We start from the raw sequence: 26,328 nt of genomic DNA, 5'->3' as shown, positions 1-26,328 counted from the left end.
TCTTTAGAAGAAGGACAAGCAGTAACTTTCGACGTTGAAGAAGGAAACCGTGGACCTCAAGCAGCAAACGTAAACAAAGCTTAATTTAAAATTAAACTTCGAAAGACTTAGTGATTTTCACTAAGTCTTTTTTTGTTTTTAAAATCAATAGAATACACTAAAGAATCTGATTGATTTGTTGTTTCACTAGTTTAATTAAACATTTGATTAAGAATTTATAAGTTTTTTATTAAAAAAATGAAAAAAGTAATGTTTTGAGTGGCAAAAAGAAGTATGATGAAAGTATAATAAGGAAAGTATGTCTTTTTTTGTTATACTATCTTTAGAAACTTAATGGGTATTAATGATGAATAAAATAATACTCTATAAAAATGATAAGATTTGACCGACTCGAGAGGATGAAATATGTGTTTAGATTTGGAAGTAAAGATATTGGGATTGATTTAGGAACAGCGAATACGAATGTGTTTGTTGAGGGTAAAGGGATAGTTTTAAGAGATCCTTCAGTAGTCGCTAAAGATATATCAACTGGAGATATAGTGGCTGTTGGTGAAGATGCAAGAAATATGATTGGTAGAACACCTGGTTCAATTGTCGCTATTAGACCTATGAAAAATGGTGTCATTGCTGACTATGATACTACTGCTGCAATGATGAAATATTATATTGAAAAAGCTATTGGGAAAACGACATCTAAGCCTTATGTAATTGTATGTGTACCAAGCGGAGTAACGGAAGTTGAAAAACGCGCTGTAATAGATGCTACCAGAATGGCTGGAGCTAAAGATGCCTTTATTTTAGAAGAACCATTTGCGGCTGCTGTAGGTGCGGGACTGCCAGTTATGGAACCAACAGGTAGTATGGTTGTTGATATAGGTGGCGGAACAACAGATGTCGCAACTATAGCTCTAGGAGGAATTGTCAGTAGTCGTTCTATACGTTTAGCTGGAGACAGCATGGATGAGGGGATTATTCATTTTGTACGCAAAAAATATAATTTACTTATCGGAGAACGTACAGCTGAAGAAATCAAAATTGAAATAGGTTGCGCTTCTCTTGAAAAAGCAGCTGAGTACGGATCTATGGATGTTCGTGGAAGAGATCTATTAACTGGTTTACCGCAAACGATTCAAGTTTCAGCAGTAGATGTAGCAGAAGCAATCAAAGAAGTTGTTGATGGAATCGTTAGTGCTGTAAGGGAGACATTAGAAGAAACGCCGCCAGAGATTTCAGCAGACGTGATCGATCACGGGATTGTTTTAACGGGTGGTGGAGCATTGCTTAGAAATATTAGTGATGCGATAGCTGATGAAACTGAGGTGCCTGTTTTTGTAGCAAATGATCCTTTAGACTGTGTTGCTCTTGGAACTGGAGAATCAATTAAACATATGGATATTTATAAAAAGAAACGAATGAGATAAGATAAGAAACATATTCCAAACGAAAAGATGCAGAAGCTTTTTTGCTTCATGCATCTTTTCGTTTGAAATAAAAAATTAATGGATTCCTAAGCTATTTAGCTAAACTTATGGTAAAATAAACGAAGCCTGAAGAATTAATGAGGTGATAAATTGCGTCAATTTTTATCTAATAAAAAACTAATTATAGTATTGGTGAGTGTAATTGTTTGTTTAGGACTAATAGCCTATTCTATTTCAGGAAATGGTAGACCGCCAATAGTGCAACGATTTGGGAACGACATTACAGCGTTAACGGGTAGATTATTGTCAAAACCGACCAATGCGGTTATTAAGTTTGTAGATTCAGTAGAAAATTTAAAGAATACGTATAAAGAAAATCAATTATTAAAGTCAAAGATCGATGGACTATATGAGACAGAAGTAGAATTAAGTAACTTAAAACAAGATAACCAAAAAATGAAAGAGCAACTAGAATTGCAAGACACGCTTTCTGATTATAAAAAAATAAATGGGACTGTTATAAGTAGAAATCCTGATAACTGGATAAATCAAATCGTAGTTGATCGCGGAAGTCAAAGTGGTATAACGGTAGGTTTATCAGTTATGGCAGATAACGGTTTAATTGGGCGTGTAATTGAAGTAAACCCAGCTAGTTCAAAAGTTCAATTAATTACAACATCAGATCAAAATAATAGTAGAGTTGCCGCTTCCGTTTCTTCTAAAGAGGGATTTGTTCATGGAATTATAAATGGTTATGATTCAGAAACAAATCGACTGGTAATGAAACAAATTACAACTAAGGTAGCCTTAAAAAAAGGAGACCAGGTAATGACTTCAGGATTAGGCGGAATTTCACCAAGCTCTCTATTAATAGGTGAAATCGATGAAGTTAAACTGGATTCGCATGGTCTATCGCAAGAAGCTTACGTTGTACCCGCATCAGATTTTGATGATATTCGTTATGTGACCTTTATACAGCGCACAGCGGAAAGCGGGGAATAAAAATGAATGGAAAATTTAAAACAACTATTTTTGCCCCGATGCTTATATTTTTCGGTTTACTATTTGATGGTCTTATCTCAGCTGTGTTTTCTGAGTATTTATACACTGAAAACGGGAGTGTTATGGTGCCAAGATTGATTATCCTTATTTTTGTACTACTTTCATTCTATCTACCTAGAAATAAAATGATTTTATATGGAATTATTTTTGGATTTCTCTATGATAGTTATTACGTAGGGATTTTAGGAGTGTATGTAGCTATTTTCCCTTTGATTGTATACGTCACAAATAGTTTAAAGCAAGTTTTAAATCCGAATCCGATTACTATAGGAATGATGATTTTTATTAACTTAACCATTTTAGAAACAATGCTTTATTGGATATATAAAATTCTAGGTTTTACCATAATTGATATGAATACTTTTATGGCTGGAAGATTGGGTCCAACGCTGCTATTGAATTTAGTTTTTTTCATATTTACATTCTACCCGTTAAAGAAATTAATACTTAAAATGACTGGGAACTGAAAATAGTGTAATCCTTGTTCGTTATTTAGATGATTGGAGTTGTTTAAGTGAAGCAGAGTGTGACATTAAAAGGGAATAAAGATGGTTTTGTATTAACTTTAAACGAATCAGCTTCTTTTACTACAATTGTTGAAGAGTTAGAGCAGTTGCTAGAGCATCTTAAAGCGGAATCAAAAAAAGGTGACTTAAATGAAAAAAATAAGGAAATACAATTAGAAATATCCACTGGAAATCGTCTGCTAACAGTCGAAGAAAAAAATGTAGTAACAAAAGTAATTAAAGAGAATAGTCAATTTATAATAAAAAAAATTAATTCATCTGTTTTAACTTATGAAGCAGCAACGGCTTGGCAACAAGCCGTTAGCTTGCAGATGGAAATACAAACAATTCGTAGTGGCCAGGTACTGCAGGCTCCTGGGAACATTTTATTTGTAGGGAAGGTTCATCCAGGTGGGGTGATTCGTGCAAATGGAAGCATTTTTATTATTGGTGAATTACATGGTGTTGCTCATGCTGGATTTGAAGGGGATGCAACAGCGGTTGTTGTTGCAGATTTTCATACCAACGCACAAGTGCGAATTGCAGATAATGTTCAAATTATAGAAAACCAATTAACTGAAAAAGTAACGATAAAGAAAAATGAATTTGCATTTATAAATGATTTACATATATTAGATTTTCAAAATCTAGATCATTTAGGTAAGATGCGGCCGATGTTAGGTAAAATGACAGGGGGATTAATTTAAATGGGAAGAGCAATTGTCATTACTTCTGGAAAAGGTGGCGTTGGTAAAACGACGTCTACAGCAAATATAGGAACTGCGCTTGCGTTACAGGGTAAGCGGGTATGTTTAATTGATATGGATATAGGATTAAGAAATTTAGACGTTATTTTAGGATTAGAAAACCGAATTATCTATGATATTATTGATGTTGTTGAGGGACGTGCAAAATTACATCAAGCTATAATAAAAGATAAACGTTTCAATGATAATTTATATTTACTACCAGCAGCACAGAATGCAGATAAAAATGATGTTAATGGTGCACAAATGATAGAGATAGTGGCTGAATTAAAAGAAGAATATGATTATATACTAATTGATTGTCCAGCCGGAATTGAACAAGGATTTCAAAACTCTATTGCTGCTGCAGACGAAGCAATCTTAGTAACAACACCTGAAATATCAGCCATTCGTGATGCCGATCGTATAATTGGTTTGTTAGAACAGACTGAATTAGATCCTCCTCGTCTTATCATAAACAGAATTCGTAAAAGAATGATGCAAGATGGTGAGGTTTTAGACGTAGATGAAATTACAAGACACCTTTCAGTTGATTTGCTAGGAATTATTTTTGATGATGATGATGTTGTTCGTTCTTCTAATAAAGGTGATCCTATCGTCTTAAATCCGAAAAATCCGGCATCACAAGGATATAGAAATATTGCTCGTCGTATATTAGGTGAAACTGTACCTTTGATGTCCATAAAAAAAGAAAAAGAAAGTTTTTGGAAGAAAATATTTGGCAAAAAAAATTAAGTGTGTTATAGTCTTAAAAACAAACAAAAGCAAAGACGAGAAAAAGTAAGTTTAGAAACTTATCAGAGAGATTGCGGTTGGTGCGAGCAATTAAGAGTCTATTCCGAACACACATCTCTAAGCTGACAGTCGAACCATATATATAGTAGACTGATCCGGTTGTACCCGTTATAGTACTAGCGTTTAGTTGTTTTGAACGTGATGAGGTAGTTTTCTGTAAAGAAACTACAAAAAAAGGTGGTACCACGATATAAAAACTATCGTCCTTTGATTTCCTATTGTTTAGGAAATCAAAGGGCTTTTTTTGTTTTTATTTAAATAGGTTTTAAATACTAAAAAAGGATAGGGGAGATTGTAATGAAAAATAAATTATTTAAGATAGTAACAGGGTTGGGTTTATTGATAATATTTTTATCAGGTTGTAGTACTGAATCAGAAGAAAAAGATAATTATGAAGCAATAATGGAAAATGGCAAGATTATTATGGGATTAGATGATACATTTGCCCCAATGGGTTATAAAGATTCAAACGGTGAAATTGTTGGTTTTGATATTGACTTGGCTAAAGAAATTGGCAAACGCATGGATGTTGAGTTTGAGTTTCAAACAATTGATTGGGCATTAAAAGAAACAGAATTAAACGGTGGGAATATAGATGTTATTTGGAACGGGTATACAATAACAGAAGAAAGAAAAGAAAAAGTGCTATTTAGTAGTCCTTATTTAGATAATAGTCAACTAATTATTGTTTTAGAAGATAGCGAAATAAATAAAAAATCAGATTTGAAAAATAGAACCGTAGCAGCTCAACAATCATCGAGTGCAGTTGATGCAGTTATGGCTGACGAATCAAACATTATAGAGACTTTTAAGAATGGTGAAATAGTTCAGTATCCTTCAAATAATGATGTTTTTAATGATTTAGCATCAGGACGCAGCGATGCAATTGTAGTAGATGAAACGCTAGGTCGTTATTATATGAAACAAAATAAGGATGTTGACTATCGTGTTTTAGATGAAGATTTTGGCCAGGAAGAGTACGCTATAGGATTACGTAAGTCAGATGTCAAATTAAAAGAAGCTATTGATGAAAATCTAGCAGATATTAAAGAAGATGGAACCTACGATAAGATATACGCTAAGTGGTTTGCTGAGTAAAAGAATTTAGTGTTTAGGCGAAAAACATAAAAGTGCTTCGCTTAAACAACTGTTTAAAATTATTAAGATAAAGTAGTACGTTTCATTTGATTGTGCTATGTGAGAAGAGGGGAAATATGGATTTAATTAATGATATCGCACCTGCTTTAATTAGTGGACTAGGAACAACAATAAAGCTATTCCTTATTATTTTTTTTCTAACGATTCCTCTAGGTTTTTTAGTTGCATGTATACGGATATATTCACCAAAATTAATATCATGGATTATCCAACTTTATATCTATGTTATGCGTGGTACACCACTACTGTTACAATTAATGATTGTATTTTTTGGTTTACCATTAATTGGGATTACATTTGATCGTTTTACAGCTGCAATTATAGCTTTTGCTTTAAATTATACAGCCTATTATGCTGAAATATTTAGAGGTGGTATATTATCGATCCCAGACGGTCAGTTTGAGGCCATTAGAGTTTTGGGAATAGGGAAAGTACAAGGGTTTAGAAGGATAATCATTCCACAAGTTTTACGGACAGTTCTCCCTTCAGTTGGGAATGAGGTTATATCGTTAGTAAAAGATACCTCTCTAGTTTATATTTTAGGCTTAGGCGAACTATTAAGAGCTGGACAAATTGCAGCAAATACCTATGCTTCGTTGCTTCCTTTTGTAGCAGTAGGAATTATCTATCTTCTTATTACAGGGATACTTACAATACTATTGATGCTTATTGAAAAGAAAATCGATTTTTAAGGAGGCTAGCTATATGTTGATGGAGGCAAAAGGAATAACCAAGACATTTAATAAGGTAAAAATAATTAATAGTTTTGATTTTACAATTAGTCGCGGAGAAATTATATCTTTAGTAGGGGAGTCTGGGACCGGAAAGACAACCTTTATGAGGCTATTAAATGAACTTGAAAAAGTAGATGCAGGTACAATTTCAATAACAGGAGATTTCCTTTGCAGGATGACAGAAAAAAAAACAGTTCACTATTCATCAGCCAAAGAGAGAAATCAATATAGTAATAAAATTGGGATGGTTTTTCAAGATTATCAGCTATTTCCTAATTTGACAGTCCTACAAAACTGTGTAGAAGCACCTATACAAAAAAAAATAATGACAGTAAAAGAAGCAAAAATAAAAGCTGGAAAATTATTAAAACAGATGAACCTACTTGAAAAAAAAGAGTCTTATCCTAAAACTTTGTCTGGTGGACAACAGCAAAGGGTAGCGATAGCAAGAGCAATGATGTTGAGTCCAGAAATACTTTGTTTTGATGAGCCGACATCAGCGTTAGATCGACAATCTTCGAATGGAGTTGGGAAAATGATTCAAGATATAGCGGCTACCGGAACAGGCATACTAATTGTTACGCATGATATTGAGTTTGCAGATGAATTTAGTTCTAGAAGTATTTCTTCAGATACATTTATATAAAAACATATTTAATTAGTATTATCCAGTTTAGAGTGAATTTCAACAATTATTAAAACTATTGATTGACGTGAAGACTTGTCTTTGGTATGATACTACTGTTGTTAATGTGTAGCACCACAACTACAACCGCGCGGGAATGAGTCTGTAAGTCCAGTAATGGCACTCATGACGGCGAGTCTAAGTCTAATAAGGAGGTGCGAATAAATGTACGCAATTATTAAAACAGGTGGAAAACAAATTAAAGTTGAAGTAGGGCAAGAAATCTACATTGAAAAATTAAATGTTGAAGCTGGTGAAACAGTTATTTTTGACGAAGTTATCTTAGTAGGTGGCGAAGAAACAAAAGTTGGTGTTCCAACTATTGCAGGCGCTGTTGTTGAAGGTACTGTAGAAAAACATGGTCGTCAAAAGAAAGTTACGACTTTTGTCTACAAACGTAGAAAAGACTCACATCGTAAGCAAGGACATCGTCAACCATATACAAAAGTTATGATTAATGCAATCAATCTATAAGAAGAAAAGTGGTGTTTGTGAATGATTCATGCATTTTTTAAACGTAATAAAAAAGAGGAAATAATTTCTTTTGAAATTACAGGACATGCAGAGTCAGGAGCTTACGGAACTGACATTGTTTGTGCAGGTGTATCGGCTTTATCAATTGGGACAACGAATAGTTTATCTATTTTGGGAGAGTTTACTCCATTAGTTGAAACAAACGACGAAGTTGAGGGAGGTTATCTTTATGTTGAATTACCATTAGAAATTAATGAGAAACAACTGACCACTGCTCAAACCCTTCTGGAGAGTCTTCTAATTTCTTTGAAAAGTATTGAAGAAGAGTATCCAAAATATGTCAAATTGAATCTAGATTAAAAACAGGAGGTGCAATTAAAATGTTGAAAATGAATTTACAATTATTCGCCACTAAAAAAGGGGGCGGATCTACAACTAACGGTCGTGATTCTCAATCTAAACGTTTAGGAGCTAAACGTGCAGATGGTCAAACTGTTACAGGTGGATCAATTTTGTACCGTCAACGCGGAACAAAAATTTACCCAGGTACTAACGTAGGAATTGGTGGAGATGACACTTTATTTGCTAAAGTTGATGGTGTTGTTCGTTTCGAACGCAAAGGCCGCGACAAAAAGCAAGTATCTGTTTATCCTGCTGCTCAATAATTTAACAAAAGAAACTCTTCTATTTTAGAAGAGCTTTTTTTTTAGTTAATCTTTTAAAAAACAGAAAATAACTTTAAAAAAAAGGGGAATTATAGTGAGCGATTTCATTATTGGCATTATAGGTATTAGTATAATTTCTATAATTGTTATAACTATCCTTTTTGGTTTAGTAAAATTAGAACTGTGGGTATATAATGATGCGAATAGAAGAAACATGAAAGGCAGTTTTTGGATTTTTTTTGTATTTATCACCTTATTTGTTCCAGGAATTTTAGTTTATTTAGCTATTAGAAAATCTGCAAGTAGATTTAAGTACAATCGTTTTAAAAAAAATTCTTTTTAAGTGTTTTATCAACCATTACTAATAACATTAGTGGTATTATTGTAACAAGCTTAGATTTAAAATGAGTATTGAATAATTTAGATTTATTCGTTATTATAGTACAGGTAGTATATTTATTTAAAACAGAAAAATAAAAATATTTTTTATGAAAAAATTTAACGAAACATCTATATACAAAGAAAAGAGGTTGGGTAAAGTGTCTCAAAAAGAAATTGAACGTTTGTTTTCAGGATTAGATACTTCTGTTCAACTATTACAGAAAGAATTAGGTGTTTCATATCTAGAGGGACTTTCTGAAACAGGAGAAAACTTATTGAATAACAGAAAGGCAAGTCAAGAAAATGGAGTTCCTTCTGTCGAAACAATAAAGACATTGAATGAACTATATGAAGAATTACCTTTAAACGATATGGAAGCTGAAGAGATAAGAAAAAGTTTTCAATTAGCGCTATTGAAAGGGTCAAAAAATGACCAAATACAAGCTAATCATCAGATGACACCTGACGCTATAGGTTTCATATTAGCTTATCTAATTGAGAAATTATTTGATTCAGATGTAAAGAAAATTCGTTTACTAGATCCAGCAGTAGGCACAGGGAATTTGTTATCAACGGTTTATAATGGGTTGAGTTTAAGAAACATTGAAATTGAAGCTGAAGGTATAGATAATGATGATTTATTATTATCATTAGCTCTTATTAATACAGAACTTCAAGGGCAAGGCGTTAAATTAACTCATCAAGATGCATTAACTGATTTACTAATGGATCCGGTAGATCTAATTGTTAGTGATTTGCCTGTAGGTTTTTATCCAGTCGATGAGAATGCTAAGCGTTTTAAAACGAGTGCCTTGGAAGGCCATTCATACGCGCATCATTTATTTATCGAACAAAGTATGTATTACTTAAAGAATAATGGCTATGGTGCATTCTTGGTTCCTACTCAATTATTTGAATCAACAGAATCTGCAGCGTTAACTAAAACAATTCAAGCAGAAGCCTATTTACAAGGGATGCTTCATTTACCAAAAGAGCTGTTCAAATCAGAACAGTCAAGAAAATCGATTCTTTTAGTCCAGAAAACAGGAGAAAATGCAAAACAAGCAAAACAAGTTTTGTTGGCTCAGATACCTGATTTTAAGAACCAAACATCAATGCATTATTTTATGCAAGAGGTTGAAAATTGGAAACAAGAAAATATAAAAAAATAGAAAAATAAGGGGTTTTCATTATGTCAAAAACAATCGCAATTAACGCAGGTAGTTCTAGTTTAAAATTTACTCTTTATGAAATGCCAGCAGAAGAAGAAATCGTTTCAGGAATTATTGAAAGAGTAGGGTTGAAAGATTCTGTATTTACGACTAAATATAAAGATGAAAAATACAAAGTTGTTGAAGATATCAAGAACCATGAAATTGCAATACAGATGGTTTTAGATAAATTAATTGAATTAGAAGTAATCCAAAATTACGAAGAAATTACAGGAGTAGGTCATCGTGTTGTTGCTGGGGGAGAAATTTTTAAAGATTCAGCTCTAATTACGGATGAAGTTATCGCTCAAATTGAAGATTTAGCCGAATTTGCACCACTACACAATCCTGCTAATGCTACAGGAATAAAAGCATTTAAAAAATTATTACCCAATATTACTAGTGTTGCTGTTTTTGACACATCTTTTCATGCTGCTATGCCAAAGGAAAACTATTTATATAGTATTCCGATGAGCTATTATGAAGATTTTTCAGCTCGTAAATACGGAGCACATGGTACATCCCATAAATACGTTTCAGAGCGTGCAGCTGAGATGTTAGGTAAGCCGCTAGAAGAACTTAAATTAATTACTTGTCACTTAGGTAACGGAGGTTCTATAACAGCTGTAAAAGGAGGTAAATCAATTGATACGTCAATGGGCTTTACTCCTTTAGCAGGAATCACAATGGGAACTCGTTCAGGAGATATCGATGCATCTATCTTGCCGTTTTTAATGAATAAATTAGGTCTTAGCGACATTAATGAAATGATTTATATCTTAAATAACAAATCAGGGTTATTAGGACTTTCTGACATATCAAGTGATATGCGTGATGTAGAAGAAGCGGCAGAAGCTGGTAACGAACAAGCACAATTAGCTTTAGATATTTTCTATAACCGAGTGCAAAAATATATCGGACAGTACTTTGCCTTGTTAAATGGTGCTGATGCAATTGTTTTCACAGCAGGAATTGGAGAAAACTCACCAGAAACTCGTCAAATTCTTATTGAGGGCATTAATTGGTTTGGAGCAGAAATTGATGAAGAAGCGAATAAAGTTCGAGGAAAAGAACGTATTATTTCGACTCCTGATTCTAAAGTAAAAGTACTGTTAATCCCGACTGATGAAGAAATTGTTATCGCACGTGACGTAGAAAGATTACGTAAATAAAAAATTATTACAACAAAGAAGTCTTTAAAGGTACTTATGTACCTTTAAAGACTTCTTTTATTTAAAAATTATAAATCCGAAACATTATCTAAATCAGTTCGAACAATTAAAACATCACATTTAGCATGTCTAATAACGTATTCAGAAACAGACCCTATAAAAATACGTTCAACTGCGTTTAAACCAGTTGCCCCTAATAAAATCAAATCAATTTTTTTATCTTCTGGTATTTGTTTCGCGATTAAAACTTTTGGTGAACCATATTCAATAGAATAACTTATATCTGCAACTCGGTGATTTTTAGCATAACGTACATATTCGTCTAAAGTAGCAGTAGCTTGTTCATTAGCCTTTTCAGCCATAGAACCATCAAAGGTAGAGATACTTTGAAATGCTCTAGTATCGATAACGTGTGCTAAAATTAGCGAAGAATTATTTCTTACAGCGACTTGCACGCCTTTTTTAAAAGCAAGCTCAGCCTCTTTAGAACCATCAATAGCAACTAAAATACGACTATATTGTTGTAACATATAAACCACTCCATTCTAATAATTTATTCTATCTGTTGATATACTATTATTGTACCTCAAATAAATCCGTTTTCATAGAATTTGTATCTAATAAATACACGAGAGCGCTACATTAAGCTATTATAGGAAGAAATTTAAACCAAAAATGAATATAAGAATAAAAAGACTCACTAGACCTAAAATTCCGAATGAAAGAAGAATAGAGCTATAAAAAAGTAATACTAAACTGGATAATCCTAAAAGCATAAATATTATTCCGAAAGTAAAAAGGAACAATCGAGCATTTTTTTTCCTTTCAGTATGGAGATTAGAAATTAAACTAGCAATTTTTCCGCTTATTAAAAAATAAGATAGAAGGAATAAAAGAATAGAAAAGAGGAAGAATGAGATTTTAAGTAACATGCCGTTTTGCCCTTTCTTTCTAGAAATATTTTTAGTATTAAAATAGAAAAAAGCCACTCAATAAAGAATGGCTTTCAAAGTTTTTCAACTTTAACAAGAAATCCGGTGATGCCGTTTATACGTCCAGGTTGTATTGAACCCGCAGTTAGCAGGTGGGCTCCGCTGTCAAGCAGCTAACTACCAAGTGAAAAGGCATGTTATTTGTTTGAATCAGTTTGGATCCCAAGGTAATATTAATTGTTCGGTCAACACATGTTGGACATGACGAACATCTCAGAAATCTTATCTTTATATTAGCATACGATTAATAAACTGTCAATAATTCAGCAACATTTTAAATAGTATAAACACCTATATCATAACGAAGAAAGCGTTATCTTAGTCTTTATAATGATTTATCTTGTGGTATTGACGTGCTAAAGCATCTTCGTATTTTCCAGTATGGTTCGGATGGTAATAAATAGCTTTTTTTAATTTATCAGGTAAATATTGCTGATAAACCCACGCCTCAGGATAACTGTGAGGATATTTATATGTTAAGCCACGACCTAAATCTTTTGCACCTTTATAGTGAGAATCTTTTAAATGATCAGGTACATCTCCACTTTTCCCAGACCGAATATCTTGTATAGCAGCATCGATAGCAACTATAGAAGAATTTGACTTTGGTGAAAGGCACAAGTCTATAACTGCAGTTGCTAAGGGGATTCTAGCTTCTGGGAAACCGAGTTTTTCTGAAGCCTGAATAGCTGTGACGGTTCTTTGTGCAGCAGCAGGATTAGCTAGCCCAATATCTTCGTATGCAATTACCATTAATCTTCTAGCAATAATAGGCAAATCACCAGCTTCAATTAGTCGACCTAAATAATGTAAAGAAGCATTTACATCACTACCACGAATAGATTTTTGTAGGGCTGAGATAACATCATAATGAGCATCTCCATCTTTATCGTGAGTTAATGCTTTTTTTTGAATACACTCTTCTACTATATCTAGAGTAATTTGAATTATTCCGTTATCATCAGGATTGGTAGACTTGATAGCTAACTCCAACCCATTCAAAGAGCTTCTTAAATCACCGTTAGTTGTTCTTGAAAGATGTAAAAGAGCATTATCAGCAATATGAACAGTGTAATTGCCTAGGCCTCGTTCTTTATCTTCAAGAGCAGAAGATAATGCTAATTGTATATCTTTAATGGAAAGGGGCTTTAATTCAAAAATTTGAGTTCTGCTTCTAATGGCAGGACTGATAGATATATAAGGATTTTCGGTAGTTGCACCAATTAGGATAATTCGACCGCTTTCTAAATGAGGCAATAAAAAATCTTGTTTAGGTTTATCTAAACGATGTACTTCGTCAAGTAAAAGAATGACAGAACCACTCATTTTAGCCTCTTCTGCTACAATTTGTAAATCCTTTTTCGTATCGGTAGCAGCGTTCAATATTCGAAAAGCATATTGAGTAGAACCAGCAATTGCGCTAGCGATACTTGTTTTGCCTATACCTGGAGGACCATATAAAATCATAGAAGAGAGCATTTTTGCATCAACCATACGTTGAATGATTTTCCCAGGCCCTACTAAATGACTTTGCCCAATAACTTGATCTATGCTAGTGGGACGCATACGGAATGCTAAAGGTTTATTCATACTTAACACCTCCATAATGATTTCTCTAATAGTATATCACTTTAATAAGTTAGCTTCTACCTGAAAGGAAAGTCCGTTCTAATATCCTATTATACTTTATAATGAGAAAAAGTAAGTAATATTCCCTATTATTTAAAAATTATGCTATCATTACTTAGAATAGTGAGTGAAGTGTTTTTAATTATATATAAAACTTTCCTAAGAACTTTCGAGTTATGAAGGAGTGATAAAAGTGAGTAAAAATTTAGACGAAAAAAGTAGGATGTCTGTAGTTAATTCCAAAAAAATCAAGGCCCAGCTACAAACTAAGATGGAAGCTGAAGATATCTTGGATGAAGCCCACCGCCAAACTGAAAGTATTTATCGCCAAGTTCAAGGTGAACTAATAGAGATTAAACAAAAAATTAAAGAGTTTAAACAAATATCGGATATGAAAAATCAAGATATTATCCAACAGTGGGATAAAAACTATTCGTTATTGGAAGTTACTTATGCAATTAAGCAACAGTCATTAAAAAAAACATATGAGCAAGCTGGAAAAGAGATGGAGGCACTTCTAAGTGAAAAATCTATTGAATATAAAATTGAATTAGATATAAAAAAAGAACAATACCAAAAAGAATGGATAAGATACTTAGATTACTTAAGAAAAGAAAATCAATGGTTTATTTCATATCAAGAACAAGCTATGTCTAATTTAGAAAGCAAAGAAAAGCAATTATATTTAACTATGCAGAAAAAACAAGAAAAATATAAACTTAACGAGCAAGCATTAAAAAATCAATTAAATTATTATAAAGATTCAAAATATATGAATGAAAAGAGAATAGTTAAAATCGGCATAGGGATTCTTCTACTAGCTGCTGTGCGTATTATCCAGTTAACAATATCAAGACCGCAACTAATAATAGAAAAATTATTTCCCATCCTAATAGCTTGTGCAGCAGTATATTTACTCTCACTTAATATGTCAAAAGGAAAAAAAGAGAAAAAATATAATCAATTATTTCATCATAATCAACTTCTGATTGATCAAAATGAAAAACTAAAAAAGGAAGCAATGTATAGAGAAGAAGATTTAAGAAAACTAATGGATAAAAAAATTTTATCTGAAAAGTTAGATCGTTCTTTTTCTGATAATTTTCAATTTTTAAAAATTATGCAACAAGATCTTAGAGATTCAGAATTGAAACGTAAAGTTCTAGAATCAGAAAATACAGCCTTAAGAAAGTATTTATTATTAAAAAAAAATAATGAAGACTGAATTTTGTAAGTCTTGAAGGAGATAAGTTTAACTTGAGTATAAATCAACAATCTACATTTGAATTAGTAAAAGCATTTCATGATGTGTTTGATAGTCCAAAAAATAGTAGTCCAACAGCGCTTAACCAGAAAGAGGCACTCAATCGAGCGAACTTTTCTACAGAAGAAATAATAGAATTTCTATATGCAAGTGTACAAGGGGATATAAAATTATTTGAAAAAATTACCTTTCAATGGAAAGAGTCAATTGATAAAAGTGTAGCTAAAATTAAACGCGAAGAGAAAGAAGTTGAATCAATTTTAGTTGGGCAAGTAGATGCTTTAATAGATGCGAATTATTTTAATTATGGTTCATTTGTTTTAATGGGCATTGATCCAAGACCTATTTCAAGTATTGTTCATGAAGCGAATATGGGTAAGTTGTTTCCTGATGGTAGACCACATTATCGAATACCAGATGGAAAGGTATTAAAACCAAAGAATTGGGAAGCAGAATATGCTCCAGAAAAAAGAATTAAAGCTGAGATAGAAAGACAAATTAAAGAAAAAAGAGGGACTATATAAATGAAGACAGTTAAAGAAAACATTAAAGAACTTAAAATAAATAATGCTTTTTACAAAGCAATCTACGGAGTAGAAAAAGAAGGATTACGTGTTTTAGATACAGGAGAATTATCTCTAGCAGATCATCCAACTAAATTCGGTAATCGTTCATTCCATCCGTATATTCAAACCGATTTTAGTGAGTCGCAATTAGAATTGATTACACCGCCTCTAAGTTCTATTCAAGAAACATCTAGATGGTTGACTGCGGTACATGATGTAACATTGAGAACTTTGCCTGAGAATGAATTTATTTGGCCAATGAGTATGCCAGTCGCTTTACCAGAAGAATCGATTATACCGATAGCAAAATTAGATAGCAAAAAAGATGTGGCTTATCGTAAACATTTAGCGGATAAATATGGTAAAAATAAGCAGATGTTGAGCGGAGTTCATTATAATTTTGAACTAGATAAAGAGATGGTGAAACAGTTATTTTTAAACCAAACAGATAGTAAAGATATAGTTCATTTTCAAACTAATTTATATTTAAAATTAGCAAGGAATTTTTTGCGTTATAGATGGATTTTAACTTATTTACTAAGTGCTGCACCAGTAGTTGATTCTTCATTCTTCAAAAACAAAAAATGTGAATTGGCTCTTCCAAAAAAATATATTAGAAGTATTCGAAGCAGTCCATTTGGTTATGCTAATACAGACGATGTCGCTATTTCATTTGAGTCGATTGAAAAATATGTAGAAAATTTAGAATATGCTGTAAGTGAAGGTAAGTTATCAGAAGAAAAAGAATTTTATTCAGGTGTACGTTTAAGAGGAACCGAAGAAGCGCGCGGAATGTTAAAAAAAGGTATTTCTTATGTTGAATTAAGAATTTTCGATTTAAATCCATTCGATGCTTTTGGTATGTCTGAGCAAGATATGCAATTTATTCATTTATTCTGTATGCTAATGATTTGGAAAGATGAGTCGGCAACAATGCATGAAGTGGAAAAAGGGAAAGAAATGAGTGATTTAGTCGCTTTAGAATATCCATTTGACTCTACTCAGTACTACCAAGAAGGTATAGAAATTATTGATCAGATGTTTGAAATGATTCGAGAAACTAATGGTTCTATCCAGTATATCAATTGTGTTCAGCAAGCTAAAGAACAATTTGAAAAACCAGAAACAACACTAGCTGCGCGGATAGTAAAAAGGATTGAAGAAAATGGAACGTATGTAGCTCTCGGTATGCAATTAGCCAAAACATATAAAAAAGAGTCTCTTGAAAAACCTTATAGGTTAAGAGGATTTTCAAATATGGAATTATCAACTCAACTCCTTATTTTTGATGCTATCCAAAAAGGATTGAAAATAGAAATTTTAGATGAAACTGAACAGTTTTTAAAATTAAGTTATAAAGATCATGTTGAATATGTTAAAAATGCAAACATGACATCAAAAGATCAATATATTGCTCCCTTAATTATGGAAAATAAAACTGTCACAAAAAAAATTCTTGCTTCTAAGGGTTTTAATGTCCCAGCCGGAGAAGAATATCACACCAAAAAAGAAGCTGAAGAAAACTATTGGCTTTATAAAAATAAAGGGATTGTAATTAAACCTAAATCAACAAATTATGGTGTTGGTATTTCTATTTTTAAAGAAGGCGCAAAAATTGAGGATTATCAATCAGCCTTAGATTTTGCTTTTAAAGAAGACTCTACTATTTTAGTAGAAGAATTTATTGAAGGAACAGAGTATCGATTTTTTGTGCTAAACGGTGAAGTAGCAGCAATATTGTTACGTACACCGGCTAACGTAATTGGGGACGGAAAACACACTATAAAAGAATTAGTGTTAGAAAAAAATAAAAACCCGTTGCGCGGTACAAATCATCGCGCTCCACTTGAGGCTATACAGTTAGATGAAATTGAACAATTGATGCTAAAAGAGCAAGGCTATACTGTAACTAGTATTCCTGAAAAAGATACTCAAGTGTATTTACGCGAAAACTCAAACATGAGTACAGGAGGAGACTCTACAGACGTCACTGATATCATTGATGACTCTTATAAAAAAGCAGCAATAGAAATGACCGAAACAATAGGAGCTCGAGTTTGTGGGGTAGATTTAATTATTCCGGATTACACTCATATTTCTACAAAAGAATCTCCTGGATATACCGTAATAGAGGCAAACTTTAACCCTGCAATGCATATGCATGCATATGTTTCAAATGGACAAGGAAGACCACTAACGATGGGGATTTTAAAAATGCTTTTTCCAGAAATAATTTAATGTTATAAATAGATAAAGAGAGATTCGGCAAAAGTCGTTGAGTATCTCTTTTTATCTTTAATTTTAAAAAATTATAGGAAAGATAAAAATAGTGATACGGGGGATAATAATGGAAAGAATATATTTTGATTATGCTGCAACTAGCCCTGTTCATCCTGAAGTAATAGAGATTGTCTATGATGCTATGAAGAATCATTTTGGCAATGCATCAAGTATCCATTATTTTGGAAGAGATAGTCGACGTATTATGGATGATGCTAAGAAGGTATTTGCCAATAGCATTGGAGCTAAACCGAATGAAATAGTCCTAACAAGCGGTGGGACAGAAAGTGACAATACTGCTATTCTTGAAACGGCTTTAACTCGTGAAAAAGAAGGTAAGCATATCATCACGACAGTTGTTGAACACCACGCGGTCTTAAAACCAATGGAGTATCTAGAATCTTTAGGATTTGACGTTACGTATTTATCGGTAGATGAATTTGGAATGATAAACTTAAAAGATTTAGAAGAAAGTTTAAGAGAAGATACGACATTGGTTTCTATAATGTATGGAAATAATGAAGTAGGAACACTATCGAACGTTGAGGCGATTGGGAATATCATTCAAGAAAGTCTATCAACTGCCTATTTCCATACAGATGCTGTCCAAGCGTATGGATTAGAAAGAATAGACGTGAAAAAAGATCAAATCGATTTACTATCTACTTCAAGTCATAAAATAGGTGGACCTAAAGGGATTGGTTTCTTATATATAAACGAATCGATTCACTTACCAAGTTTTATGTTAGGTGGAGAACAAGAAATGAAACGCAGAGCAGGAACAGAAAATATTCCAGCATTAGCAGGATTCCAAAAAGCAGTAGAAATTACTCAATTAACAAAGGAATCACGCAAAGTAGAGTACAATGACTTTAGTACGCATTTAGTGAAACGACTAGAAGAATCTAACGTTGAATTTGAACTAAACGGTCATCTTGATTATCGCTTAATGCATATTATTAATATCTGGTTTAAAGGTGTTTCTTCAGAACAGTTGCTACTTTTATTGGACTTGTCTGGGATTTCAATTTCTGCTGGGTCAGCTTGTACAGCTGGAAATATTGACCCTAGTCATGTTTTAATGGCAATGTATGGTGAAAAAAGTCAGCGAGTCAATGAATCTGTACGAATTAGTTTTGGAATAGAAACGACTATGGAATCAATCGATTATTTAGCAAACGAATTAATTAGATTAATTAAAAAATTAAAAAAATAAAAAATATAGTTAATTCGTTTAAACTGATTATTATGATATAGTAAGTAAGTAAGTAAGTAAGTAAGTAAGTAAGTAAGTAAGTAAGTAAGTAAGTAAGTAAGTAAGTAAATGAATGAGGTGAAAGGATTGGCATTTGAAAAGACAGCAACACTTCAAGGATCAAATGACGTTTATACACTTAGTGCTAACTTGAAAAAATATACATTAAGAGATAATGCATTTGATGAATTAAAAACAGGTAATTTTCAATATCTTAGGACACTTACTAATGATTCTGTGACTAATCAAGAAGTTAAATTAAAAATTGTCATCTCTAATGACTTAACTAAATTAAAAATAGCAACAACTACTTTAAATGGTCTTAGACCGATTACTATTTATAAAAGTGCTGCTTTCAAAGAAATATGCGAAAAATATGAATTTATCATGCAAGATTTTTTAAACAAAGGTATTTTTGAAAAAAAATAAAGCAATAATAAAAAAGGCATAAAAGATGAGGTTGCTCATTTGATATGCTTTTTTTATTCACTAGAAAGTTCTGTTATCTTGCTTTCTTTCAAATAGTTAGTATAATGAATTAGACTGAAAAATACGACCTTCAAATCGTTAAGATTTTCAGAATCTATTTGAAATGATGGTGAAAACATGGAAGACAATAGCAATACACGTGTTGTAGTAGGTATGAGTGGTGGAGTAGATTCATCGGTTACTGCTTTATTACTAAAACAACAAGGGTATGATGTAGTAGGTATTTTTATGAAAAATTGGGATGATACGGATGAGTTTGGAATATGCACGGCTACGGAAGATTATAATGATGTAGCTCTAGTTGCAAACCAAATTGGCATTCCTTATTATTCGGTTAATTTTGAAAAACAGTATTGGGATAAAGTATTTCAATATTTCCTCGATGAATACAAAAAAGGCAGAACTCCTAACCCAGATGTAATGTGTAATAAAGAAATTAAATTTAAAGCTTTCCTAGATTATGCTATCGAATTAGGGGCGGATTATGTTGCTACAGGACATTATGCTCAAGTAGAACGTGACGAAAATGGTGTAGCTCATATGTTAAGAGGAGTCGACAACAATAAAGATCAAACCTATTTCTTAAATCAACTATCACAAGAACAACTAGCTAAAACCTTATTTCCGCTAGGTCATATGGAAAAAAGTGAAGTTCGTAAAATCGCAGCAGAAGCAAATTTAGCAACAGCTAAGAAAAAAGATTCTACGGGTGTTTGTTTTATTGGTGAGAGAGATTTTAAAAAATTCTTGATGAATTATTTACCAGCTCAACCTGGAAAAATGATGACGCCGGATGGAGAAGTAAAAGGGACTCATGATGGCTTGATGTACTATACAATCGGACAAAGACAAGGATTAGGTATTGGCGGAGGCGGGAATTCTAGCGAGCCTTGGTTTGTTATTGGAAAAGATTTAAAAACAAACACATTATTTGTTGGTCAAGGATTTCATCACGAATGGTTATATGCTACTCATCTAGATGCTACCGATATCCATTTTACAACCAATGAAATGAAATCAAAACCATTTAAGTGTACGGCTAAATTTCGTTATAGACAAGCTGATACAGCTGTCACAGTCCACTTGAATGAGGATGGTACAACAGCTAAAGTTGATTTTGACGAACCAGTCCGTGCAATTACCCCTGGACAAGCTGTTGTCTTTTATAAAGATATGGAATGTATAGGTGGAGGCACAATAGATGCTGCTTATAATGCATCAAGGGAATTACAATACGTTTAATTTTTTATACGGCGAGACAGAACGTTCTTAGTTCTGTCTTTTTTCTATTTTTAAAATTGAAGACTTAGTGAATATAGAAAAATTCAGTTGTTTAGTGTAAAATGAGATGAGTTGTAAAGGAGTGAGCAGAGTGAATAATGATCATAATGCTTTTCAATTATGGAGAAATGGTCAATTAAATGAAGCCGTTCAGCTATTATTTGGAGAAATTGAACTAAATAAAGATAACAGCGGTAGCTATTGTAATTTAGCAAGTATATTAACTTTGGCTAAAAAATATGAGGACGCACAGGCTGTTTTAGAGGTAGCTTTGGAAAAATTTCCAAACCATATAGAATTAGTATACGCCTTTGGAAATTTATATTACCAAAGGAACATGCCTAGAAAAGCTATTGAGTACTTTGAACAAGTTTTTAAAATAAATGAAACTAACTTCAAAAAAGATGCAACAGTTATGTTAGCTCAGTCTTATCTGTTGTTAAATAGTCCTAAAAAAGCACTGATTTATTTACTAATAGCGCATGATAATGATAAACAAGATAGTTTAATTATTAATTTACTTGGTGACTGTATGATGCAAACAAGGCATTTTAAGGAAGCAAAAGAATATTATATGCAAGTGCTAGAGAAATCCCCTGAAAATGACGAGGTTTTATTTAAGCGAGGATTGGTAGGCGCTGCATTAAAGGAAGAAAGAGAAACAGTTAATGCTTTTTTTGAAAAATCAAAAATAATAAATCCAAAAGCACATCAGGAAAGACTTTGCCAACTACAAGATAGTGAGAAATATAGTTCTACTTTAAGTGCAAAGATGATTAATAATGAAGCAAAAGAGAGAAAGGATGGATAAAAAATGGCTGAACAAGAAAACTTAGATCTATTTTCAACGGAAGAACCCTATATAGTGGGACAAACCGTAGCCATATTTTATCAAAATCCAACTAATTTTTATAAAGTCTTATTAGTAAGAATGACGGAGACAAACACAAGTTACGATGACAAAGAAATTGTTGTTACTGGAAGTTTTGGTCAAATTCAAGAAGAAGAGAGTTACCGGTTCTATGGGAAAATAACCGATCATCCAAAGTTTGGTGTTCAATTTAATGCGCATAGGTATAAACAAGAGAAGCCAACTTCTTTAGTTGGAGTAATAAATTATCTTTCTAGTGACAAATTCCCTGGAATTGGTAAAAAAACAGCAGAGAATATAGTTGAAGTTTTAGGAGAAGAAGCGATTGAACGAATTAGTGATAATCCTACCATTTTAGAAGAAGTTCAAGGTTTAAATGAAAAGAAAAAAGCTGTTTTAATTGAAACTATTCAAGCAAGTGATGGAATGGAGAAAATTATTATTGGTCTAAATGGTTTTGGGTTCGGAAGTCAATTAGCATATAATATTTATCAAACATATCAAAATGAAACTTTAGAAATTATTCAAGAAAATCCTTATCAATTGGTACAGGATATTGAGAATATTGGATTTAAAAAAGCTGATGCTATTGCTGAACAACTCGGTTTTGCTTCTGATTCACCAGCTCGTTTAAAAGCTGCAGTTTTTTACGCTTTAAATGAATTATGTTTAAGTCAAGGAAATACTTATACATTGGCAGGACCACTTTTAGAAGAAAGTCTGAGGGTTCTAGAATCTAGTCGACCATACATTATTGAACCAGAATCGGTTGCGTCTGAATTAGTTCATCTTATAGAAGAAAATCAAATTATTGAAGATGACAAAAAAATCTATATTAAATCTTTATATGCATCAGAATGGGGCATTTCTTCATCTATCAAAAGATTAATGGATCGAAAAAAAATAAGTTATAAAGCGCATAATATTCCAAAAGAAATTAGGAAGTTAGAAAAACGTTTAGCTATTTCTTATGGAAAGTCTCAATTACAGGCGATTGAAGAAGCGATGTTATCGCCTATATTTATCCTAACTGGTGGACCTGGTACAGGGAAAACTACTGTATTGAATGGGATAGTCTCTTTATTTGCCGAATTAAATGGGTTATCTCTAGATTTAAATGATTATAAGGAAATAGCTTTCCCTATTTTACTTGCCGCACCTACAGGAAGAGCAGCTAAAAGAATGAATGAAACAACCGGGTTACCAAGTAGCACAATTCACCGTCTTTTAGGATTAAATGGGAGGGAAAATAACAACGTAAATCAGCAATCTGAACGTGAATTAGAGGGCGGATTATTAATCATAGATGAAATGTCAATGGTAGATACTTGGCTAGCTAACCAACTACTAAGGGCAGTGCCCCAAAATATGCAAGTGTTATTAGTTGGTGATAAGAACCAACTTCCATCTGTAGGACCGGGCCAGGTTTTGCATGATCTAATTGACGCAAAATTAATATCAAGTATGGAATTAAGTGAAATATATCGTCAAGAAGATGGGTCTTCAATTATTCCTTTAGCACATGAGATTAAAGATGGTAATTTGCCAGCAGATTTTTCGGAAAATAAAAAGGACCGTTCATTAATCACTTGTAATACTTATCAAATTGAAGAAGTTATTCGTCAAGTAGTCACTAAAGCTAAATCAAGAGGGTATACTCATCAAGAGATACAAGTGCTAGCTCCAATGTATCGTGGACCAGCCGGGATTGATGCATTAAATAAAATGATGCAAGAGATACTTAATCCAAACGATACGGGAAGACGTAAAGAAGTTAAATTTAATGATAAAGTCTATCGAATTGGAGACAAAATTCTCCAACTAGTTAATAATCCTGAATTGAATGTGTTTAATGGAGATATGGGCGAGGTAACGAGTATCCTATATGCAAAAGAATCAGATGATAAAGTAGATGAATTAATAATTAAGTTTGATGCAAATGAAGTTACCTATAAAAGAAATGAATGGAACAAGATTACGCTTGCTTACTGCTGTTCTATTCATAAATCTCAAGGTAGTGAATTTAAAATGGTTATCTTACCAATGGTGCATAATTACGGTAGAATGCTCAGACGAGATCTATTATATACAGCTGTTACAAGGAGTAGCGAGCTATTAATTCTTTGTGGGGAGATTAGTGCTTTTCAAGAATGTGTTGAAAAATCTTCAGCTACAAGGCTGACAACATTAAAAGAGCGATTACGAGATAATGAAGGTATTATTTTAGAAGAAATAAAAAGTACGGAAGAAGAAGAAAATAGTGAAGAAATAGTAATTATAGAAAAAAAATCTCCAGAATTAACCAGAGAAAATGTATCTTTATTTGAAGAAGTAGTACAAGAACAACAAGATCAACCAAAAAATTATCGTTTAACAATGAATATGATAAAAAACAAAGAGATACATCCGATGATAGGAATGGAAGGAATAACTCCTTAAAAAATTAATTTTTTTTATTAAATCCAAAAATAACGAGCAGAAGGTTGAATAGACAAATTTATTGATTTATTTCCAGAAAATTCTCCGTCTGCTTGTACATCTTCTGATTGATTAGAAAGAATGTGTATATGAGATCCTCTGAAATAATGAACATCTTTATGTTTTAAGTGCCGTCCGTTACTCAACATTAAAATAAAAAGGAAAATAATTTTTGAAATAGAGACTTTTTCTAATACAATTAAATCAATATAATTATCGTAAGGAGAGGCTTTAGGAGAAATTTCAATACCACCTCCAAAATATGGATGATTATTGACAGTAACTAAAAAGGCGCTAGGGAAATTAAATTGTACCCCATCTATTTTTACCTCAATAGGGAATCCTTTTTGCTTTGTTAAGACAACAATTAAAGAGACTAAATATGTCAAAGATCCCATTTTGATTTTATTTAGTTTCTTTTTTATGGAGGATAGGTTAGCATGTTTGACAGTCGCAGCATCAAAACCTACTCCAATATTATTTACTGCATATCCCGTTTCATTTGAAAAATGTTCATAAAAATGAAGAATATCTATTTTTTTTGGTTCTTTAGACTTTAAAATTTTAGTCAAAACCTCAGTTACGTTTTTTGAAATTTCTAAGCCCTTAGCAAAATCATTTCCTGATCCAGCTGGTATGTAAGCTAAAGGAATATGTTTTTGTTCCTCGCCAAGCCCTATAAGAGCCTCATGCAAGGTTCCATCTCCACCGATGATAAGGAGTAAATGATTCTTTTTAATTAAATCAACAGTTTTATTTTTTGAAATAGTACTGGCTAAACATATAGTATGACCAGCATATCGTGATACGTTTAGACTAAAAAGAATATCTTTTTTATTTAATAATTTGATTAATTCAATTGAAACTTTTTTTCCATTACCTGAACCGGAAAGTTCATTTACGATAATATGAATTTTAGTTGGATTTTTCATATGTACTCCTTTTAAACATAATATCTGAATATAAACAAAGTATAAACTAAAAAAAGGATAAAGTAAGTAAATAGCAAAAATATATAGTTTAAATAAAGTGATTTAATGATAGAATAGGCATTAGTTTAAAAAGTCTAAAGAAAAAGGTGTTAAAAGTGAGAAAAAAATTTAAAAAAGATCAGTTTCCTCTACAAATAATCGACATAGTCTTTATTGTTGTCGGTTCTTTTATTGCAGCAGTCTCCTTTAACATATTTCTTTTGCCAAATGTAATTGTATCAGGTGGGATTGGAGGGCTTAGTACTATTTTGAATAGTCTGTATCAATGGAATCCCTCTGTCGTACAATTTTCTTTCAATATACCTTTGCTACTATTATGTTTTATTGCATTAGGTAAAGAAGCGGGATTCAAAACAATATTAGGAAGTTTAATCCTCCCAGCATTTATCGGGTTACTAAATTTTATGGAACCATTAACAATGAATCCATTATTAGCAGCATTATTTGGAGGAATTACCACCGGTATAGGTATTGGTTTAGTTTTTAAAGCTAAGGGTTCAACAGGTGGAACAAGTATAATTGCACAAATTATTCATGCTTATATGAAATTACCTTTAGGGACAAGTGTAGCATTAGTTGACGGTTTTGTTATAGTAGCTGCATTAATTGCTTTTGATGCTGAAACAGTCATGTTTTCAATTATATCCTTATTTGTTATTAGCCGAACGATTGATATCATCCAAGTTGGTTTCAATAGATCTAAAAATGTAATGATCATCTCAGATCATGCTAGTGAAATTAGAACTGCTATTTATCAAAATATCAATAGAGGTGTTACTAATTTAAGAATTACTGGTGGATACGGAAATAATAAAAAAGAAATGTTAATGTGTGTAATTGGTGAACAAGAATTTACCTATCTACGAGAAACTATTTTAGAAGTAGATCCAGATGCTTTTGTAGTAGTCATGAGTGCTAGCGAAGTTTGGGGTAAAGGTTTCACCTTAGCAAAAGACTCCACGATTGAAGAGATATAATTAGTACAAAATAAAATCAAATTAAGATAGCAATAAAGGGGAATTTGTAAAGAGTTTAATAGTTTTTTTTGTTGACTTTTGATAGCAGTTCTCCTATAATTTAAAACGATAGTGAAAAGGATATATTTTTTTAAAATTTATCTCTAGAGAAGTTTTCCTTGGCTGAAAGAAGACTGGTAAGATAAAAAAATGCTCCCTTTTTTAATGAACAGTAGAAATATTG

The 26,328-nt window shown here is 32.3% G+C and carries 26 protein-coding genes, 1 other RNA gene and 2 other annotated features; of the genes, 23 read left to right on the top strand and 4 right to left on the bottom strand.

Features of this window, described 5'->3' with window-relative positions:
• The 14 genes from WBF61_RS00965 to WBF61_RS00900 all read left to right on the top strand — a co-directional run.
• Positions 1-84: cold shock domain-containing protein (locus WBF61_RS00965; RefSeq protein WP_424253124.1), on the top strand; the 84-nt coding region annotated here is incomplete at its 5' end.
• A 323-nt stretch (positions 85-407) separates the two neighbouring features.
• Positions 408-1,421: a rod shape-determining protein gene (locus WBF61_RS00960; RefSeq protein WP_424253120.1), complete on the top strand. Its 1,014-nt coding sequence runs from the start codon at positions 408-410 to the stop codon at positions 1,419-1,421.
• A 150-nt stretch (positions 1,422-1,571) separates the two neighbouring features.
• On the top strand, positions 1,572-2,423 hold the full coding sequence (gene mreC / locus WBF61_RS00955) for a rod shape-determining protein MreC (protein ID WP_424253118.1): 852 nt from the start codon (positions 1,572-1,574) through the stop codon (positions 2,421-2,423).
• A gap of 2 nt (positions 2,424-2,425) precedes the next feature.
• Positions 2,426-2,950: a rod shape-determining protein MreD gene (gene mreD / locus WBF61_RS00950; protein ID WP_424253116.1), complete on the top strand. Its 525-nt coding sequence runs from the start codon at positions 2,426-2,428 to the stop codon at positions 2,948-2,950.
• Between the two features lie 47 nt (positions 2,951-2,997).
• A complete protein-coding gene (locus tag WBF61_RS00945; RefSeq protein WP_424253115.1) occupies positions 2,998-3,696 on the top strand; it encodes a septum site-determining protein MinC in 699 nt (232 codons plus the stop codon).
• Complete coding sequence (minD, locus tag WBF61_RS00940; RefSeq protein WP_424253113.1) at positions 3,697-4,491, top strand: septum site-determining protein MinD; 795 nt, start codon at positions 3,697-3,699, stop codon at positions 4,489-4,491.
• A gap of 23 nt (positions 4,492-4,514) precedes the next feature.
• Positions 4,515-4,762, top strand: a binding site (T-box leader).
• An 86-nt stretch (positions 4,763-4,848) separates the two neighbouring features.
• A complete protein-coding gene (locus WBF61_RS00935) occupies positions 4,849-5,649 on the top strand; it encodes an amino acid ABC transporter substrate-binding protein (protein WP_424253111.1) in 801 nt (266 codons plus the stop codon).
• A gap of 116 nt (positions 5,650-5,765) precedes the next feature.
• Positions 5,766-6,401, top strand: coding sequence for an amino acid ABC transporter permease (locus WBF61_RS00930; RefSeq protein ID WP_424253110.1), 636 nt, complete (start codon positions 5,766-5,768; stop codon positions 6,399-6,401).
• Positions 6,402-6,414: 13 nt separating this feature from the next.
• Positions 6,415-7,089, top strand: a complete 675-nt coding sequence (locus WBF61_RS00925; RefSeq protein ID WP_424253108.1) for an amino acid ABC transporter ATP-binding protein — start codon at positions 6,415-6,417, stop codon at positions 7,087-7,089.
• A 114-nt stretch (positions 7,090-7,203) separates the two neighbouring features.
• Positions 7,204-7,278: a sequence feature (ribosomal protein L21 leader region), on the top strand.
• Positions 7,279-7,293: 15 nt separating this feature from the next.
• Positions 7,294-7,602, top strand: coding sequence for a 50S ribosomal protein L21 (rplU, locus tag WBF61_RS00920; protein ID WP_424253106.1), 309 nt, complete (start codon positions 7,294-7,296; stop codon positions 7,600-7,602).
• Between the two features lie 21 nt (positions 7,603-7,623).
• The gene (locus WBF61_RS00915; protein ID WP_424253104.1) at positions 7,624-7,962 is read left to right on the top strand and encodes a ribosomal-processing cysteine protease Prp; all 339 of its coding nucleotides are present in this window, start codon (positions 7,624-7,626) and stop codon (positions 7,960-7,962) included.
• A gap of 20 nt (positions 7,963-7,982) precedes the next feature.
• A complete protein-coding gene (rpmA, locus tag WBF61_RS00910; protein WP_424253102.1) occupies positions 7,983-8,267 on the top strand; it encodes a 50S ribosomal protein L27 in 285 nt (94 codons plus the stop codon).
• Positions 8,268-8,806: 539 nt separating this feature from the next.
• Positions 8,807-9,820 carry a class I SAM-dependent methyltransferase gene (locus WBF61_RS00905; RefSeq protein WP_424253101.1) on the top strand — a complete coding sequence of 338 codons (1,014 nt, stop codon included), beginning with the start codon at positions 8,807-8,809 and terminating at the stop codon, positions 9,818-9,820.
• A gap of 20 nt (positions 9,821-9,840) precedes the next feature.
• Positions 9,841-11,031, top strand: coding sequence for an acetate kinase (locus WBF61_RS00900; RefSeq protein ID WP_424253099.1), 1,191 nt, complete (start codon positions 9,841-9,843; stop codon positions 11,029-11,031).
• Between the two features lie 68 nt (positions 11,032-11,099).
• Here WBF61_RS00900 and WBF61_RS00895 read toward each other — a convergent pair whose 3' ends face one another.
• From WBF61_RS00895 to WBF61_RS00885, 3 genes are all read right to left on the bottom strand, one after another.
• Positions 11,100-11,561: a universal stress protein gene (locus WBF61_RS00895; protein ID WP_424253097.1), complete on the bottom strand. Its 462-nt coding sequence runs from the start codon at positions 11,559-11,561 to the stop codon at positions 11,100-11,102.
• 497 nt (positions 11,562-12,058) lie between these two features.
• Positions 12,059-12,246, bottom strand: a non-coding RNA gene (gene ssrS, locus WBF61_RS00890) — 6S RNA.
• A 95-nt stretch (positions 12,247-12,341) separates the two neighbouring features.
• Complete coding sequence (locus WBF61_RS00885; RefSeq protein WP_424253095.1) at positions 12,342-13,613, bottom strand: replication-associated recombination protein A; 1,272 nt, start codon at positions 13,611-13,613, stop codon at positions 12,342-12,344.
• 232 nt (positions 13,614-13,845) lie between these two features.
• Between WBF61_RS00885 and WBF61_RS00880 the strand changes: the two genes are divergently transcribed.
• The 8 genes from WBF61_RS00880 to WBF61_RS00845 all read left to right on the top strand — a co-directional run bounded on the left by WBF61_RS00880 (position 13,846) and on the right by WBF61_RS00845 (position 24,097).
• The gene (locus WBF61_RS00880) at positions 13,846-14,877 is read left to right on the top strand and encodes a hypothetical protein (protein WP_424253093.1); all 1,032 of its coding nucleotides are present in this window, start codon (positions 13,846-13,848) and stop codon (positions 14,875-14,877) included.
• Between the two features lie 32 nt (positions 14,878-14,909).
• Positions 14,910-15,440: an HAD family hydrolase gene (locus tag WBF61_RS00875; protein WP_424253092.1), complete on the top strand. Its 531-nt coding sequence runs from the start codon at positions 14,910-14,912 to the stop codon at positions 15,438-15,440.
• On the top strand, positions 15,441-17,720 hold the full coding sequence (gshAB, locus tag WBF61_RS00870) for a bifunctional glutamate--cysteine ligase GshA/glutathione synthetase GshB (protein ID WP_424253090.1): 2,280 nt from the start codon (positions 15,441-15,443) through the stop codon (positions 17,718-17,720). It abuts the gene before it with no gap.
• Positions 17,721-17,829: 109 nt separating this feature from the next.
• Complete coding sequence (locus WBF61_RS00865; RefSeq protein ID WP_424253088.1) at positions 17,830-18,978, top strand: cysteine desulfurase family protein; 1,149 nt, start codon at positions 17,830-17,832, stop codon at positions 18,976-18,978.
• A 126-nt stretch (positions 18,979-19,104) separates the two neighbouring features.
• Complete coding sequence (locus WBF61_RS00860; protein ID WP_424253086.1) at positions 19,105-19,446, top strand: cysteine desulfurase; 342 nt, start codon at positions 19,105-19,107, stop codon at positions 19,444-19,446.
• 177 nt (positions 19,447-19,623) lie between these two features.
• Positions 19,624-20,748 carry a tRNA 2-thiouridine(34) synthase MnmA gene (mnmA, locus tag WBF61_RS00855; RefSeq protein ID WP_424253084.1) on the top strand — a complete coding sequence of 375 codons (1,125 nt, stop codon included), beginning with the start codon at positions 19,624-19,626 and terminating at the stop codon, positions 20,746-20,748.
• Positions 20,749-20,878: 130 nt separating this feature from the next.
• Positions 20,879-21,598, top strand: coding sequence for a tetratricopeptide repeat protein (locus WBF61_RS00850; RefSeq protein ID WP_424253082.1), 720 nt, complete (start codon positions 20,879-20,881; stop codon positions 21,596-21,598).
• A gap of 3 nt (positions 21,599-21,601) precedes the next feature.
• The gene (locus WBF61_RS00845; protein ID WP_424253080.1) at positions 21,602-24,097 is read left to right on the top strand and encodes an ATP-dependent RecD-like DNA helicase; all 2,496 of its coding nucleotides are present in this window, start codon (positions 21,602-21,604) and stop codon (positions 24,095-24,097) included.
• A gap of 17 nt (positions 24,098-24,114) precedes the next feature.
• Here the strand turns inward: WBF61_RS00845 and WBF61_RS00840 are convergent, their stop codons facing one another.
• Positions 24,115-25,068: a diacylglycerol/lipid kinase family protein gene (locus WBF61_RS00840; protein ID WP_424253078.1), complete on the bottom strand. Its 954-nt coding sequence runs from the start codon at positions 25,066-25,068 to the stop codon at positions 24,115-24,117.
• A gap of 155 nt (positions 25,069-25,223) precedes the next feature.
• Between WBF61_RS00840 and WBF61_RS00835 the strand changes: the two genes are divergently transcribed.
• Entirely contained in the window at positions 25,224-26,105 is an 882-nt protein-coding gene (locus tag WBF61_RS00835; RefSeq protein WP_424253076.1) for a YitT family protein, read from the top strand.
• Positions 26,106-26,328: the final 223 nt, after the last annotated feature.

It is taken from the genome of Carnobacterium sp. (assembly GCF_049673005.1).
GTDB lineage: Bacteria > Bacillota > Bacilli > Lactobacillales > Carnobacteriaceae > Carnobacterium_A.
Note: the sequence above shows the minus strand (reverse complement) of the source record. Positions and strands in the feature narration are given on the sequence as shown.

Coding starts and splice junctions, on each gene's coding strand:
- mreD (WP_424253116.1), top strand. CDS start 2,426: ATGAATGGAAAATTTAAAACAACTATTTTTGCCCCGATGCTTATATTT.
- minD (WP_424253113.1), top strand. CDS start 3,697: ATGGGAAGAGCAATTGTCATTACTTCTGGAAAAGGTGGCGTTGGTAAA.
- WBF61_RS00935 (WP_424253111.1), top strand. CDS start 4,849: ATGAAAAATAAATTATTTAAGATAGTAACAGGGTTGGGTTTATTGATA.
- WBF61_RS00930 (WP_424253110.1), top strand. CDS start 5,766: ATGGATTTAATTAATGATATCGCACCTGCTTTAATTAGTGGACTAGGA.
- WBF61_RS00925 (WP_424253108.1), top strand. CDS start 6,415: ATGTTGATGGAGGCAAAAGGAATAACCAAGACATTTAATAAGGTAAAA.
- rplU (WP_424253106.1), top strand. CDS start 7,294: ATGTACGCAATTATTAAAACAGGTGGAAAACAAATTAAAGTTGAAGTA.
- WBF61_RS00915 (WP_424253104.1), top strand. CDS start 7,624: ATGATTCATGCATTTTTTAAACGTAATAAAAAAGAGGAAATAATTTCT.
- rpmA (WP_424253102.1), top strand. CDS start 7,983: ATGTTGAAAATGAATTTACAATTATTCGCCACTAAAAAAGGGGGCGGA.
- WBF61_RS00900 (WP_424253099.1), top strand. CDS start 9,841: ATGTCAAAAACAATCGCAATTAACGCAGGTAGTTCTAGTTTAAAATTT.
- WBF61_RS00895 (WP_424253097.1), bottom strand. CDS start 11,561: ATGTTACAACAATATAGTCGTATTTTAGTTGCTATTGATGGTTCTAAA.
- WBF61_RS00885 (WP_424253095.1), bottom strand. CDS start 13,613: ATGAATAAACCTTTAGCATTCCGTATGCGTCCCACTAGCATAGATCAA.
- gshAB (WP_424253090.1), top strand. CDS start 15,441: ATGAAGACAGTTAAAGAAAACATTAAAGAACTTAAAATAAATAATGCT.
- WBF61_RS00865 (WP_424253088.1), top strand. CDS start 17,830: ATGGAAAGAATATATTTTGATTATGCTGCAACTAGCCCTGTTCATCCT.
- mnmA (WP_424253084.1), top strand. CDS start 19,624: ATGGAAGACAATAGCAATACACGTGTTGTAGTAGGTATGAGTGGTGGA.
- WBF61_RS00845 (WP_424253080.1), top strand. CDS start 21,602: ATGGCTGAACAAGAAAACTTAGATCTATTTTCAACGGAAGAACCCTAT.
- WBF61_RS00840 (WP_424253078.1), bottom strand. CDS start 25,068: ATGAAAAATCCAACTAAAATTCATATTATCGTAAATGAACTTTCCGGT.